The 12,967-nt window shown below is 76.4% G+C and carries 12 protein-coding genes; 2 read left to right on the top strand and 10 right to left on the bottom strand.

The features are described from left to right. Positions 1-85: 85 nt before the first annotated feature. The 3 genes from OMK64_RS11860 to OMK64_RS11850 all read right to left on the bottom strand — a co-directional run bounded on the left by OMK64_RS11860 (position 86) and on the right by OMK64_RS11850 (position 2,758). Complete coding sequence (locus tag OMK64_RS11860; RefSeq protein ID WP_272728586.1) at positions 86-448, bottom strand: NADH-quinone oxidoreductase subunit A; 363 nt, start codon at positions 446-448, stop codon at positions 86-88. Positions 449-505: 57 nt separating this feature from the next. Beyond that, a complete protein-coding gene (locus OMK64_RS11855; RefSeq protein WP_374694089.1) occupies positions 506-1,831 on the bottom strand; it encodes a geranylgeranyl reductase family protein in 1,326 nt (441 codons plus the stop codon). Between the two features lie 231 nt (positions 1,832-2,062). Then, the gene (locus tag OMK64_RS11850) at positions 2,063-2,758 is read right to left on the bottom strand and encodes a demethylmenaquinone methyltransferase (protein WP_272728585.1); all 696 of its coding nucleotides are present in this window, start codon (positions 2,756-2,758) and stop codon (positions 2,063-2,065) included. Between the two features lie 129 nt (positions 2,759-2,887). Here OMK64_RS11850 and OMK64_RS11845 point away from each other — a divergent pair, with 129 nt between their 5' ends. Next, on the top strand, positions 2,888-4,234 hold the full coding sequence (locus OMK64_RS11845) for an isochorismate synthase (RefSeq protein WP_272728584.1): 1,347 nt from the start codon (positions 2,888-2,890) through the stop codon (positions 4,232-4,234). Between the two features lie 346 nt (positions 4,235-4,580). Here the strand turns inward: OMK64_RS11845 and OMK64_RS11840 are convergent, their stop codons facing one another. The 5 genes from OMK64_RS11840 to OMK64_RS11820 all read right to left on the bottom strand — a co-directional run bounded on the left by OMK64_RS11840 (position 4,581) and on the right by OMK64_RS11820 (position 10,298). Beyond that, complete coding sequence (locus OMK64_RS11840; protein ID WP_272728583.1) at positions 4,581-6,320, bottom strand: trypsin-like peptidase domain-containing protein; 1,740 nt, start codon at positions 6,318-6,320, stop codon at positions 4,581-4,583. 105 nt (positions 6,321-6,425) lie between these two features. After that, positions 6,426-8,297 carry a 2-succinyl-5-enolpyruvyl-6-hydroxy-3-cyclohexene-1-carboxylic-acid synthase gene (menD, locus tag OMK64_RS11835; RefSeq protein WP_374694091.1) on the bottom strand — a complete coding sequence of 624 codons (1,872 nt, stop codon included), beginning with the start codon at positions 8,295-8,297 and terminating at the stop codon, positions 6,426-6,428. Next, the gene (locus tag OMK64_RS11830) at positions 8,297-9,325 is read right to left on the bottom strand and encodes an o-succinylbenzoate synthase (protein ID WP_272728581.1); all 1,029 of its coding nucleotides are present in this window, start codon (positions 9,323-9,325) and stop codon (positions 8,297-8,299) included. The genes menD and OMK64_RS11830 overlap by 1 nt, the downstream gene beginning before the upstream one ends. A 92-nt stretch (positions 9,326-9,417) precedes the next feature. Further along, entirely contained in the window at positions 9,418-9,975 is a 558-nt protein-coding gene (locus tag OMK64_RS11825; protein ID WP_272728580.1) for a TetR/AcrR family transcriptional regulator, read from the bottom strand. Beyond that, positions 9,972-10,298 (bottom strand): DMT family transporter, encoded by a 327-nt coding sequence (locus OMK64_RS11820; protein WP_272728579.1) that lies wholly within the window; start codon positions 10,296-10,298, stop codon positions 9,972-9,974. Before OMK64_RS11820 ends, OMK64_RS11825 begins: the two co-directional genes overlap by 4 nt. Positions 10,299-10,423: 125 nt before the next feature. Here OMK64_RS11820 and OMK64_RS11815 point away from each other — a divergent pair, with 125 nt between their 5' ends. After that, positions 10,424-11,410, top strand: a complete 987-nt coding sequence (locus tag OMK64_RS11815) for a 1,4-dihydroxy-2-naphthoyl-CoA synthase (RefSeq protein ID WP_272728578.1) — start codon at positions 10,424-10,426, stop codon at positions 11,408-11,410. A gap of 43 nt (positions 11,411-11,453) precedes the next feature. Here OMK64_RS11815 and OMK64_RS11810 read toward each other — a convergent pair whose 3' ends face one another. After that, the gene (locus tag OMK64_RS11810; protein ID WP_272728577.1) at positions 11,454-11,609 is read right to left on the bottom strand and encodes a hypothetical protein; all 156 of its coding nucleotides are present in this window, start codon (positions 11,607-11,609) and stop codon (positions 11,454-11,456) included. Positions 11,610-11,749: 140 nt separating this feature from the next. Continuing rightward, positions 11,750-12,856 (bottom strand): DUF3048 domain-containing protein, encoded by a 1,107-nt coding sequence (locus tag OMK64_RS11805; protein WP_308201782.1) that lies wholly within the window; start codon positions 12,854-12,856, stop codon positions 11,750-11,752. Positions 12,857-12,967 lie beyond the last annotated feature (111 nt).

The raw sequence follows: 12,967 nt of genomic DNA, 5'->3' as shown, positions 1-12,967 counted from the left end.
CGTCGCCGTGCCGTCGTGCCTGTGGCCCTGCCTGTCAGCGCGCCGCCGGGAGCCTCTCCCGGCCGCCGTGCCCTCGTCCGTGACGTCAGTCCCACTCGAAGCCCCCGCGCCGCCACTCGTAGACGAACGGCACCGTGATGAGCACCAGGAACACGAGCATCGCGACGAGCCCGAACACCGCGAGGTCGCCGAACGCGACGGCCCACGGGTAGAGGAAGACGACCTCGATGTCGAAGACGATGAACGTCATCGCCACCAGGTAGTACTTGATGGGGAACCGGCCGCCGCCGACCGCGTGCGGCGTCGGCTCGATGCCGCACTCGTACGCCTCCAGCTTGGCGCGGTTGTAGCGCTTGGGTCCGAGGATCGCGCTGGCCCCGACACCGCCGAGCGCGAGCACGGCCGCGATGCCCATGAGGACGAGCAGCGGGGCGTACGGGTTGTCCATCAGGACGTCACTCCTCTTCGTCGAGGCCGAGCCGGTGGCGGGTGCGGGGCGGACAGCTCATGCGGCCGGTGCGATCCGCGCCAGCCCGGCGATCACCCGGTCCACCATGTCACCGCCCCGGGGTTCGTAGCAGTCGGACAGCAGCTTGAGCACGAACTTCATGAGCAGCGGCCGCGGCAGGCCGTAGCGGGTGCAGATCCGCATGACCTCGGGGTGCTCGATGAGCCGGACGAACACGCGGCCCAGCGTGTAGTACCCGCCGAGGTCGTCCTTCATGCGGCGCTGGTACGTCGCGAACGCGCGCTCGCGGCCCGCCGCCGTCCCGCGCGCGAGGCCCTGCGCGATCGCGTCGGCGGCGACCCGGCCGGCCTGCAGGCCGTACGCGATGCCCTCGCCGTTGAACGGGCTGACCATGCCCGCGGAGTCGCCCGCAAGCATGAGGCCGTCGGCGTACAGCGGCCCGCGGTTGAAGCCCATCGGGAGCGCGGCGCCGCGCACCTGACCGACCTGGTTGTCGGGCGTGAACTCCCACTCGGCGGGCGCGTTGCGCATCCACGCGGCGAACAGGGCCTTGTAGTCGACCTTCGTCGCGGCGGCGGTCGAGCTCACCGAGCCGAGCCCCACGTTCGCGGTGCCGTCGCCGAGGGAGAAGATCCAGCCGTAGCCCGGCATGAGGTCCGACCGGCCCGGCTCGCCGTCCCAGAGCTCGAGGTGGCTCTCCATCCACGGGTCGTCGTGGCGGGGCGTGCGGAAGTACGTGCGGACGGCGACCCCCATCGGGCGGTCGTCGCGCTTGGTGCGGCCGGCGGAGGTGGCGAGCCGCGTCGAGACGCCGTCGGCCGCGATGACGACGGGTGCCCGGTAGACGACCTCGTCGCCCGCGCGGTGGCCCTTGTCGTCGACCGGGCGGGCGGTGACGCCGACGATCCGGCCCGTCCGCTCGTCGCGCACGGGGCCCGTCACGGACGTGCGCTCGAGCAGCTTGGCGCCACCCGCGCGGGCGTGCGACGCGAGCGTGTGGTCGAGCGACATGCGGGACTTCGCGAGCCCGTACGACGGGTACGAGGACAGCTCGGGCCACGGCAGCTCGAGGCGGTGGCCGCCGCCGATCACGCGCAGGCCGCGGTTGCGGATCCAGCCGTCCTGCTCGCGCAGTGGCAGCCCCATGCGGACGAGCTCGGCGACCGCGCGCGGCGTCAGGCCGTCGCCGCAGACCTTGTCGCGCGGGAACGCCGCCTTCTCGAGGAGGAGCACGTCGAGGCCCGCGGAGGCGCAGTGGAACGCGGCGCTCGAGCCGGCCGGCCCTGCGCCCACGACGATGACGTCAGCGTCATCCGTCGTCGTCCCCACCACGAGCGGCTCCCCACTTGTGACGATGTTCACGTGCGGTCAGCGCGAGTGTAACCACGGCATCTGACGGTGTCTCCGAAGGTGTGCCTAACCTGTGGAGGCGGCGTGAAGAAGGGCCGCTGGCCTGCGGCTCCGCATCGGCACCACGCCGGTCACCGGCGTCGCGGGCACGGCGCACCACCCGCGAAGGGCCGTGAGAATCGGGCGGACCGCGCACGACGGGCCGCGACCAGCGTCGTCACCCGGTCGGCCGACCCGCACGGCTCACTCCGGACGCGTGCCGCGGTGCAGCGCGACGATCCCGCCGGACAGGTTGCGGAACGCCACGTGCTCCCAGCCCGCGCGCTTGACCATCAGGCCCAGCGCGCGCTGGTCCGGCCACTCCCGGATCGACTCCGCGAGGTACGTGTACGCCTCGGGCTCCTTCGAGACGGCGCGCGCGACCGGCGGCAGCGCACGCATCAGGTAGTTCGAGTAGACCGTGCGGAACGGCTTCCACGTGGGCGTCGAGAACTCGCACACCACGAGCCGCCCGCCGGGCTTCGTCACGCGCAGCAGCTCCGCGAGCGCGGCCGGCACGTCGGACACGTTGCGCAGGCCGAACGACATGGTCACGGCGTCGAACGACGCGTCCGCGAACGGCAGGTGCAGCGCGTCGCCGGCCACGAACGCGAGGTCCGGCCGGCGGCGCTTGCCGACCTCGAGCATCCCCATCGACAGGTCGCACGCGACGACCCGCACGCCCGCGTCCGCGAGCGGCTCCGCCGAGGTGCCCGTCCCGGCGGCGAGGTCGAGCACCGTCTCCCCCGGCTGCGCCGCGAGCGCACCGAGCGTCGCCTTGCGCCACGCGCGGTCCTGGCCGAGCGAGATGACGTCGTTCGTGACGTCGTACCGGTGCGCGACCGCGTCGAACATGCGCGCGACGTCGCGGGGGTCCTTCTCGAGCGAGGCACGGGACATGGCGCCCATCGTCGCAGGTCCGCCCTCCGCCGACGAGCCGCGTCCCGCGCGCCGCGCCGCTCGCCGGTGCCGCGTACGTCACACCGCAGCCGACGGGCACCGCACGCGACGAGTCCTACCCTGGACGTGATGACCACGCAGACCGCCGCGCCCGCGGACGCGGTCCCCCAGCCGCTCGTGGTGCGGACGGTCGCCCTCGACGACCTCGGCCGGACGCACGACGCCGACGGCACCCCCGACCCCGCGGACCTGCTCGACCTGCTGCCCTCCGACGCGCCGCTCGCGTGGGTGCGGCGCGGCGACGGGATCGTCGCGTGGGGCGAGACGCTGCGCGTCGAGGTCACCGGCGCCGACCGGTTCGCGCGCGCCGAGGAGGCGTGGCGGTCCGTCCTCGCGCACGCCGTGGTCCGCGACGAGGTGCACGTGCCCGGCACCGGGCCCGTCGCGTTCGCGTCGTTCGCGTTCGACGACGACTCCCCCGCGGGCGGCGTCGTCGTCGTGCCGCGCGTGGTCGTCGGCCGCCGCGGCGGCCGCACGTGGCTCACGACCATCACCGCCGGGCCGCGCCTGAGCGCGGCGCCCACGCTCGCCGACGTCGTCGGCCCGCACGTCCCGCCCGTCGCCCCGGGTGACGTCGAGTACCGCGACGGCGCCGTCCGCGCGGACGACTGGCGCGACGTCGTCGCCGCCGGTGTCGCCGCGATCCGCGCAGGCGAGGTCGACAAGGTCGTCCTCGCGCGCGACGTGCGCGCGCGCACCCAGCACCCCGTCGACGTGCGGTGGGCCCTCCAGCGGCTCGCCCGCCGGTACCCGTCGTGCTGGACGTTCAGCGTCGACGGGCTCCTGGGCGCGACGCCCGAGCTGCTCGTCCGGTCCGAGAAGGGCCTCGTCACCTCGCGCGTGCTCGCCGGCACGATCCGCCGGACCGGCGACGACGCGGCGGACATGGCGCGCGCCGCGATCCTCGCGCACTCGTCGAAGGACCTCGAGGAGCACGAGTACGCGGTGTCCTCCGTCGCGCACGCGCTCGAGCCGTTCTGCTCGTCGACCAACGTGCCCGACGTGCCCTTCGTGCTGCACCTGCCGAACGTCCTGCACCTCGCGTCCGACGTGACCGGCGTGCTGGCCGCGCCGGTCGGCACCGCGACGCACCCGTCGTCGCTCGCGCTCGCCGCCGCGCTGCACCCGACCGCCGCCGTGTGCGGCACGCCGACGACCGCCGCCCGTGCGCTCATCGCGCAGGTCGAGGGCATGGACCGCGGCCGCTACGCCGGGCCCGTCGGGTGGATGGGCGCCGACGGCGACGGCGAGTGGGGCATCGCCCTGCGGTCCGCGCAGGTCGACGCGCAGGACCCGCGCGAGGTGCGGCTCTTCGCGGGCTGCGGCATCGTCGCCGCGTCCGACCCCGCCGCCGAGCTCGCCGAGTCCGAGGCGAAGCTCGTGCCGATGCGCGACGCGCTCGGCCGCGACGCCTGACGCGTCGCTGACCCCCACCGCCCCGCTCCGGGCAGCACGACGCCCCCGGCCGTCCGTGGGGCCGGGGGCGTCGACGCGGTCGGTGACCGCGGCGGCGAGGGCCGCCGGGGAGAGCGGCCCTCGCGACGCCGCACGGGTGTCGTCGCCGTCACGGGCGGGGGACGCGGCCGTGAGGCGGTGACCCGTGCGGGTCGGGGTTCCGGGCACCCGGGGGGGTGCAGGTGCCCGGCGGTGGCGGTCGGGTCGACCGCGGTGAGCGGCTCAGGTGAGCGAGCCGCGTGTCCTGAGCGGCCCCGGTGTCCGGTGCTGGTCCGTCACCGGGGCCGCGGTTCTCGGGATCGAGACGTCAGCCCTGGCCCTGGCCCTGGAACCACTCCCAGAGGTCCTCGGGCGTCATGCCGCCGGGAAGGTCACCGGGACCCTGCGGGCCCTGGCCCTGGCCCTGGCCCTGGCCCTGGCCCTGGCCACCCTGCTGGTCCTGCGGGGCCGGGGCCGTCTCCTGCCGGGCGGCGAGCGTCACGTCGACCTCGGACGCCTTGCCGTCGCGGACGACGGTGAGCGTGGCCTCGTCGCCCGACGCGAGCGCCCGCACGTACGCGGTGAGCGACTCGGCGCCGCCGACGGCCTTGCCGTCGATCGCGACCACGACGTCGTCGGCCTCGAGGCCGGCCTTCGACGCGGGCGAGTCCGCGCTGACCTCCTCGACGACCGCGCCACGGCGGGTCACGCCGTCGGCGGTCGCGGTGCCGTCGGACAGGCTCACGCCGAGGAACGCGTGCTCGGCGGTGCCGTCGTCGATGAGCTGCGTCGCGATGTTCTTCACGAGGTTCACCGGGATGGCGAAGCCGAGGCCGATCGAGCCGGACTGCTGCGACATCGTCGCGATCGACGAGTTGATGCCGATGACGCGGCCCTGCGCGTCGAACAGCGGACCGCCCGAGTTGCCGGGGTTCACCGCGGCGTCGACCTGGATCGCGTTGGTCACGGTCGCCTGGCTGCCGTCCTGGGCGGACGTCGACACCGGGCGGTCGACGGCCGAGACGATGCCGGTCGTCACCGTGTTCGCGAGCCCGAGCGGGTTGCCGACCGCCATGACGGACTGGCCGACCTCGACCTTGGCCGAGTCGCCGAGCGCCGCCGCGACGAGGTCGTCGGGTGCGTCGTCGAGCTTGATGACCGCGAGGTCGGTCGTCGGGTCGGTGCCGACGACGCTCGCCTCGAACAGGCGGCCGTCGGTCAGCGTGACCTGGACCTTGCCCTGCGCGCCGGCCACGACGTGGTTGTTCGTCACGATGTGGCCCTCGTCGTCGACGATCACGCCCGAGCCCTGGGCGCCGCCCTGGCCGGTGCTGACCTCGATCGCGACGACCGACGGCGCGACGGCCTGGGCGACGGCCTGCCAGTCGGGGTCGTCGTTCGTCGAGCCCGCGACGGGGACGGTGTCCGTGGAGTCGCGGCCGATCTCGGCGAGCGACGCCGGGCGCGAGCCGTCGGCCCGCTCGTCGCCGATCGTGAAGGCGGCACCGGTCGCGGCCACGCCGAGGATCGCGGCGGCCGCCGCGGCCGACACGACGGGGATCCACGTGCGGCGCTTGCGCGGGCCGGTGGTGCCGGGCTGCGTCGCGGTCGGGCCGTACGGCGGCACGCCGGCGCCCGCCGGGGCGGTGCGGACGGGCCCGTACGGCGCGTGCTGCGGCGCGGCCTGCGGGTGCACGGCCGACGGCTGATGCGCGCCCACGGCGACGGGCTGCTGCGGCGACGGGTACGGCTGGGCCGGGTGCTGCTGCGCGAACGACTGCGCCGCGGCGTGCTGCGCGGCCGCCTGCTGCGCCGCCGCCCACTGCGCGTGGTACGCGGCGTCGCGCTCGGCGCGCGCCCGCTGCGCCTCCTCGTGCGCCGCCTGGCGGCGGGCCTGCTCCTGCGCGTGGACCTCGCCGGGCGCGGCGGGGTGCGGTGCGGTGAAGGGGTTGGTCGGGTGGGCCGGCTGCGTGGGCAGGGGCTGCGTCGCGCCGATCGGCGGGATCGGCTGCGTCGGCTGCGCCTGGGGGTGGTTCTCGCCCGCGCCGTGCTCAGGGGTGGTCGTCATCGTGGGTCCCTCCTTGTCGACCTCCATGAAAGGACGTCGCGCTGGAGGGAGGCTCAGACGAACCTGGGAACTTGCTGTCAGTTCCTCATGCGCCGGGCAGGAAGGTCAGCCGAGCGCGCCCTCGACGGCCCGCGCCACGTCGGCCGCGACGCGCTCGCCGAGCGCACGCCGCCCGGTCCGGTCGACGCGGACCTCGACCACGCTCAGGCCCGGCCCGGGCGCCGCGAGCGCGGGCAGCAGGCCCTCGGCGTCGACGACGCGCGTGTGCCGCACCCCGTACCCCGCGCACAGGGCCGCGACGTCGACGCCGTGCGGGGTCGCGAACACGCGCTCGAAGACGGCGGACCGCTCGGGCTCGCCGGGCTCGAGGGTCGCGAAGATCGAGCCGCCGTCGTCGTTCGCGACGACGACCTGCAGGTCGACGACGGGCTCGAGCGGGCCGCGCAGCAGACCGCCCACGTCGTGCAGGAACGTCAGGTCGCCGACGAGCGCACGCACGCGGCGGCGCGGGAGCCCGAGCGCCACGCCGGCGGCGGTCGAGAGCGTGCCGTCGATCCCGGCGAGCCCGCGGTTCGCGAGGACGAGCGGGGCGGTGTCCCAGCGGGCCACGAGGTCGAGGTCGCGGACGGGGTTGGACGAGCCGACGACCAGGACGTCGTGGGGCTGCAGCACCCCCGCGACCGCGCGGGCGAGCGCCGGGCCCGTGACCCGCGTGCCGCTCCGGGAGCGTCGCGCGTCCCGCTCCCCCGGGCCGCCGAGGAGCGCGTCGACCGCCGCGTCGGCGGCCTTGCCGGCCGTCTGCCAGGCCTCGAGCCAGCCGGTCGGGGTGTGCAGGCGGCCGCGCAGCATGCGGGCCGGCACCTCGGTGAGCACGTCGGACGCGTTGCGCGCGGCGTCGGGCCACGCACCGCCCTGGGGGGCGACGACGACGACCTCCACGTCGGCGCGGCCCAGCAGGCGCTGCACCGGCCGGGACAGCGTCGGGCGGCCGAGGACGACCACGCGCCGGACGGCACCGCCGAGCCGCGGGTCCGCGAGCAGGAGCCGGTAGGCCGCGATCGCGTTCGGCCCGCCGCGCGCGCCCGACGACGGCTCGGCGAGCAGGGGCCAGCCGCACGCCTCCGCGACGCGTCGCGCGACCGGGCCGGCGCCGTCACCCGCGACCACGACGGTCGGGACGGCCCCCCGACGCCGACCGGACGCCGCGGCACCGCCCGCACCGGCGGTCGACGCCGACCCCGCGCGCGCGTCGACGACCGCCGAGAGCGCGGCGGTCACCGCACCCGGAGCGCCCGCGCCGCGCGACTGCACGTTGCCGAGCCCCACGGCCGACGGCTCGGGCCAGGGCCCGGGCGACGGGACGAGCGGCTCGCGGTAGGCGAGGTCGAGGTGCACGGGTCCGGGGTCGCCCGTGCGCGCGCCCGTGGCGGCCGCGACCGCGCGCGACGCGAGGTGGCGCAGGTCGCGGGCCTCGTCGGGCAGCCCGACGGGCGCGGGCACGTCCGCGGCGAGCCGCACGGCGGGCCCGAAGATGCCGGGCTGCACGGTGGTCTGGTTGGCGCCGGTGCCGCGCAGCTCGTGCGGGCGGTCGGCGGTGAGCAGGAGCAGCGGGACGCCCGCGTGGTGCGCCTCGAGGACCGCCGGGTGCAGGTTCGCGACCGCCGTGCCCGACGTGGTGACGACCGCGACCGGCCGCGCACCGTCCTCGTCGTGCGCCGCCGCGCGCGCGAGCCCCAGCGCCAGGAACCCCGCGGACCGCTCGTCGACGCGCACGTGCAGGCGGATCGCCGGGGCGCCGGCGGGACGCTCGTCGTCGGGCAGGGCGGCGTCGGCGAGCGCGTACGCGAGCGGGGCGCTGCGCGACCCGGGGGCGAGCACGACGTCCCGCACGCCGAGCGTCGCGAGCGCCTGCACGAGCACGCGCGCGGCCGTGGTGGCCGGGCTCGGGTCGCGTGGCTGCGTCGTCACGTCGGACATCATGCCGTCCACGTCACGTGCGAGCCGGTCAGGCCGTCCGGAGGGGTCGCGGTGCCGCCCGGGCTGCGGCCACCGACGACCGCGAGGACGTCCTCGAGCCGGCGGTGCCAGCGCGCGGTCAGGGCCTCGTCGGCCGCGTGCGCCGCGAGGAGCCGCGCGTCCGGCTCAGGACGGCGGACGGGCAGCGCGCCGTCGACCGGCAGGAGCGGGTCGGCGACGAGGTCGGCCGCCAGGAGCTGCGCCGTGGCGAGGCCGCACGCGTACGGCAGCTCCGGCAGCGCGGCCGCGAGCGCGACGCCCGCCGCGAGCCCGACCGACGACTCGAGCGCCGACGACACCACGACGGGCAGGCCGCAGTCCGCGGCGATCCGCAGGCACGCGCGGACCCCGCCGAGCGGCTGGACCTTGAGCACGAGGACGTCCGCGGCGCCTGCGCGCGCGACCGCGAGAGGGTCGTCGGCCCGCCGGACGGACTCGTCGGCGGCGATCGGGACGCTCGTGCGGCGGCGCAGCGCGGCGAGGTCGTCGACGGTCGGCACGGGCTGCTCGGCGTACTCGAGCCCTCCGGCGGCGCGGTCGAGCACCGCGAGCCGGGCGACCGCGGTGTCGACGTCCCACGCGGCGTTGGCGTCGACGCGGATCGCACCGCCGGGTCCGAGCGCGTCGCGGACGGCCTCGAGCCGGGCGACCTCGTCGTCGACGGACTGCCCGGGCTCGGCGACCTTGACCTTGGCGGTCCGGCAGCCGCCCGACGCGCGCACGATCCGGTGCGCGGTCGCGGCGTCGACGGCGGGCACGGTGACGTTGACGGGGACGGTCGCGCGGACGGGGTCGGGCCAGCCCTCGTCGGCGGCCTCGCGTGCCGCACGCCACCAGGCGGCGGACTCGACCGCGTCGTAGTCCCAGAACGGGCTGAGCTCGCCCCACCCCGCGTCGCCCCGGACCAGGACCCCGTCACGGCTGGTCAGGCCGCGGAACCGGGTCCGCATCGGCACGGACCAGACGACCGGGGACGACGTGGCGGGCATCGGGCCAGCGTACGTCGGCTGCCCGGCGCTCCCGGACGTCGACGGGGTCGGCGGTCGACCGCCGGCACGAGCGGGCGTCGTCGCCGCGACCGTCAGCCGGCGGCGGCGAGGAGCAGGTCGCGCGCGGTCGGCCGGACGGGGCGGTCCTCCGACAGCGCGCTGACGACGGCCCCGTCGACGAGCGCGACCGCGATCGCGGGCGGCAGGTCGAGCCCGACGGCCGCGAGCACCCGGGCGACGACGTCGTCGACCTGCGCACGCCCGCCGGCGAACGCCCGTGCGAGCGCGCGGTTGCGCCCCGCCCCGAGCAGGTGCTCGTACTGCGCGCGCACGGCGTCGTCGTCGCCCGGGGGCAGGACGGCGGCGACCACCGCGGCGGCTGCCTGGTCGGCGCCCGTCGGCGGACCGGCGTCGAGCGTCGCGAGCACGGAGGCGGCGTTGCGCGCCCACGACTGCGCGAGCACGGTCCCGGCGGCCGCCGCGAGCTCGTCGAGGTCGGCGAAGTAGTAGGTCGTCGCCGACAGCGACGCGCCGGCCGCGGCCGCGACCCGGCGGTGCGTGAGCGCGCCGGGCCCCTCGCGGAGCACGAGGTCGGCGGCCGCGGCGGCGAGCTGGTCGCGGCGCAGCGTGCCCTTGGCCGTGCGGGTCACGCGTGGCTGCTGCCGGACAGCTGCAGGCCGACGACGCCCGCGACGATGAGGACGAGCGACACGACGGTCAGCACCGACATGCGCTCGTGCAGCATGATCGCGGCGGCGACCGCGGTGGTCGCCGCCCCGACACCGACCCACACGCCGTAGGCGATGCCGACGGGCAGGGTGCGCAGCGCGAAGCTGAGGCCGGCGAACGACGCGGCCGCGAGCACGACGAACCAGACGCTGGGCCAGAGCTTGGTGAAGCCGGCCGACTGCTTGAGCGCGAGCGCCCAGCCCGCCTCGAGCACGCCGGACAGGACGAGGACGATCCAGGCCATGGGGAGGCACCTCCGTGCGAGCCCGCCTGCGTCGGCGGGCGTCGTGCGCGCCGGGTGTCAGGTCCGCCGTCCCGCGCACGTTCTAGTACGACCGTACCAGAATCATCGGACACTAGGGTGACGACGTGAGCAACACCTCCCCGACCGAGCCCGCGCTGCCCGCACCCGTCTCCACGACGTTCGACCCCCGCCGCTGGCGCACCGTCGAGGGCTTCGAGGACCTCACCGACCTCACGTACCACCGCGGCTACGCGCGGCCCGACGACGCGCAGCGCGCCGCCGGCGCCACCGGGCGCGACCTGCCCGTCGTGCGCGTCGCGTTCGACCGGCCCGAGGTCCGCAACGCGTTCCGCCCGCACACCGTCGACGAGCTCTACCGGGTGCTCGACCACGCGCGCACCACGTCGTCCGTCGGGACCGTCCTGCTCACCGGCAACGGGCCGAGCCCGCGCGACGGCGGCTGGGCGTTCTGCTCGGGCGGCGACCAGCGCATCCGCGGCCGCGACGGGTACCGGTACGCCGACGGCGACACCGCGCAGGACGTCGACCCCGCGCGCGCCGGCCGGCTGCACATCCTCGAGGTGCAGCGCCTCATCCGCACGATGCCCAAGGTGGTCGTCGCGCTCGTCGGCGGCTGGGCCGCGGGCGGCGGGCACTCGCTGCACGTCGTCGCCGACCTCACGATCGCGAGCCGCGAGCACGGCCGGTTCATGCAGACCGACGCCAACGTCGGCTCGTTCGACGGCGGCTACGGGTCCGCGCTGCTCGCGCGGCAGGTCGGGCAGAAGCGCGCCCGGGAGATCTTCTTCCTCGCCCGCGAGTACTCCGCGGACCAGGCGTACGCGTGGGGCGCCGTCAACGACGTCGTGCCGCACGACGAGCTCGAGCAGGCCGGCCTCGAGTACGCGCGGATCATCGCGACCAAGTCGCCGCAGGCGATCCGGATGCTCAAGTTCGCCTTCAACCTGGCGGACGACGGCCTCGCCGGTCAGCAGGTGTTCGCCGGGGAGGCCACCCGGCTCGCCTACATGACCGACGAGGCCGTCGAGGGACGCGACGCCTTCCTCCAAAGACGCGATCCCGACTGGTCCGGCTTCCCGTACGCCTACTGACGAGGTCCCTCCACCCCGTCAGCAGGCGCGCGGGAGCCGGCGCTCACTGACGACCGAACGCCCACGCCGCGAGGTCGACGACCTGGCTGACGGCCAGCGTCGCGCCGAGGACGAGACCCACGAGGATCACGACCGACGCGACGACGGCGCCGAGCGACGCGGTGCTGTGCTCACGGGCGGGCAGGTGTTCGGTGGCCATGACGACAAGCCTGGCCCGGACGCCCCCGCGGACGCGTCGGCCTCACGTCGGGAACCTCGCGGCGCGGAACCCACCCTCGGGGGGACAACGTTCCGCCCGGAGGATGACCCCGGCACGCTCCCGGAGCGGCCGCGACGACGTCAGCCGACGGTCAACGACCCGGACGCGGCCGGCACCAGCTCCACCCAGGTGTTGCCCGGTGCGAGGTCGGCGGGGCGCCCGTCCTGCAGGAAGAGCCGCATCGGTGCGTCCTGCGCGTCCTTCTGCCACCGCACCGCGACGGTCTTCCCGCCCGTCGCCACGACGCCGTCCCCCGAGCCGACGAGCTCGTAGGTCGGCACGGGTGCGCCGCCCTGCGCGCCGAACTGCGTGTTCGGGTGCGGGGCCGTGATCGACACGACGTTGACCGCCGAGAGCCGCGCGCCGCTGCGCGCCGTCGCGGGCGTCTGCCCCTCGGACCGCAGCCACGTGCCCGAGGCCCCGTCCCACGACCAGCGCGGGTTCGACGCGGCCGACAGGCGGAAGTCGAGCGTCGTGGCGGGCGATCCGGCCACGGCCGCCGCGGCCCGGTCGGCGCTACGCGCGAACGTGAACTGCTCGCCGGGCGGTGCCTGGTGGTTCGCGTCGGCCTGCGCCCAGAACACCTCGGGCGTGCCGTAGACGTTGTGGGGCGCCGCGCGGTCGCGCGTCCGGTACAGCCCGTCCGCGCCCGCGTCGTGCGAGATCATCTGCAGGCCGCTCTCCTCGACCAGCGCGAGGATCCCCGGCTGCCCGCCCGAGAAGACGATCAGGCCGTGCGTCGGCGCGAGGATGGCCGGGTCCATGGGCCGCACGGACCGGATCGGTCCGACCTCCGCCGGGACCTGCGAGTGGTACACCGCGACCAGCCGGGAGACGTCGAACTCGACGATCGTCTCCCACACGACGTCCGCCTGCTCGAGCCCCGTCTGCGGGCGGGCCACCGCGGTGTTCTCGATCTTGACGCCCAGCGCGGCCCGCTGGGCCGGCTCGCCCGGCACGCCCGTGAGGGGCCACGTCGGGGGGACGACCGGCGCCGGCGCGGCACCCTTGTCGGGCGCGATCGACGGCCGCTCCGTGACGGGCGTCGGCGGCGGCGTCTGCTCGGCCGACGTGCCGCAGGCCGCGAGCGCGAGCACCGCACCGACCAGCGGCAGGCCCCAGCGCAGCGTCGCGCGCCCGGGTCGTCCTCGTCGTGCCCTCGTCGCGTCCCGCGTCGTCCTCGTCACGCGGACCACTGTGTCACGGCGCCCCGCGCAGGTTCACGAGCGCGGCGGGCGTGCCCCGCAGTCGGCGCCGGCGATCCCCGGGTCGCGCGCCGCGCGCGTCCGTCGACTGCG

Origin of the sequence: Cellulomonas fimi (genome assembly GCF_028527925.1) — a bacterium.
GTDB classification, from domain to species: Bacteria; Actinomycetota; Actinomycetes; order Actinomycetales; family Cellulomonadaceae; genus Cellulomonas; species Cellulomonas fimi_C.
This window is presented reverse-complemented; position numbering and strand designations above follow the sequence as displayed.

Excerpts from the sequence above, each read along its gene's own strand:
- OMK64_RS11860 (WP_272728586.1), bottom strand. The coding sequence starts at position 448 with ATGGACAACCCGTACGCCCCGCTGCTCGTCCTCATGGGCATCGCGGCC.
- OMK64_RS11850 (WP_272728585.1), bottom strand. The coding sequence starts at position 2,758 with ATGTCCCGTGCCTCGCTCGAGAAGGACCCCCGCGACGTCGCGCGCATG.
- OMK64_RS11845 (WP_272728584.1), top strand. The coding sequence starts at position 2,888 with ATGACCACGCAGACCGCCGCGCCCGCGGACGCGGTCCCCCAGCCGCTC.
- OMK64_RS11840 (WP_272728583.1), bottom strand. The coding sequence starts at position 6,320 with ATGACGACCACCCCTGAGCACGGCGCGGGCGAGAACCACCCCCAGGCG.
- menD (WP_374694091.1), bottom strand. The coding sequence starts at position 8,297 with ATGTCCGACGTGACGACGCAGCCACGCGACCCGAGCCCGGCCACCACG.
- OMK64_RS11830 (WP_272728581.1), bottom strand. The coding sequence starts at position 9,325 with ATGCCCGCCACGTCGTCCCCGGTCGTCTGGTCCGTGCCGATGCGGACC.
- OMK64_RS11820 (WP_272728579.1), bottom strand. The coding sequence starts at position 10,298 with ATGGCCTGGATCGTCCTCGTCCTGTCCGGCGTGCTCGAGGCGGGCTGG.
- OMK64_RS11810 (WP_272728577.1), bottom strand. The coding sequence starts at position 11,609 with ATGGCCACCGAACACCTGCCCGCCCGTGAGCACAGCACCGCGTCGCTC.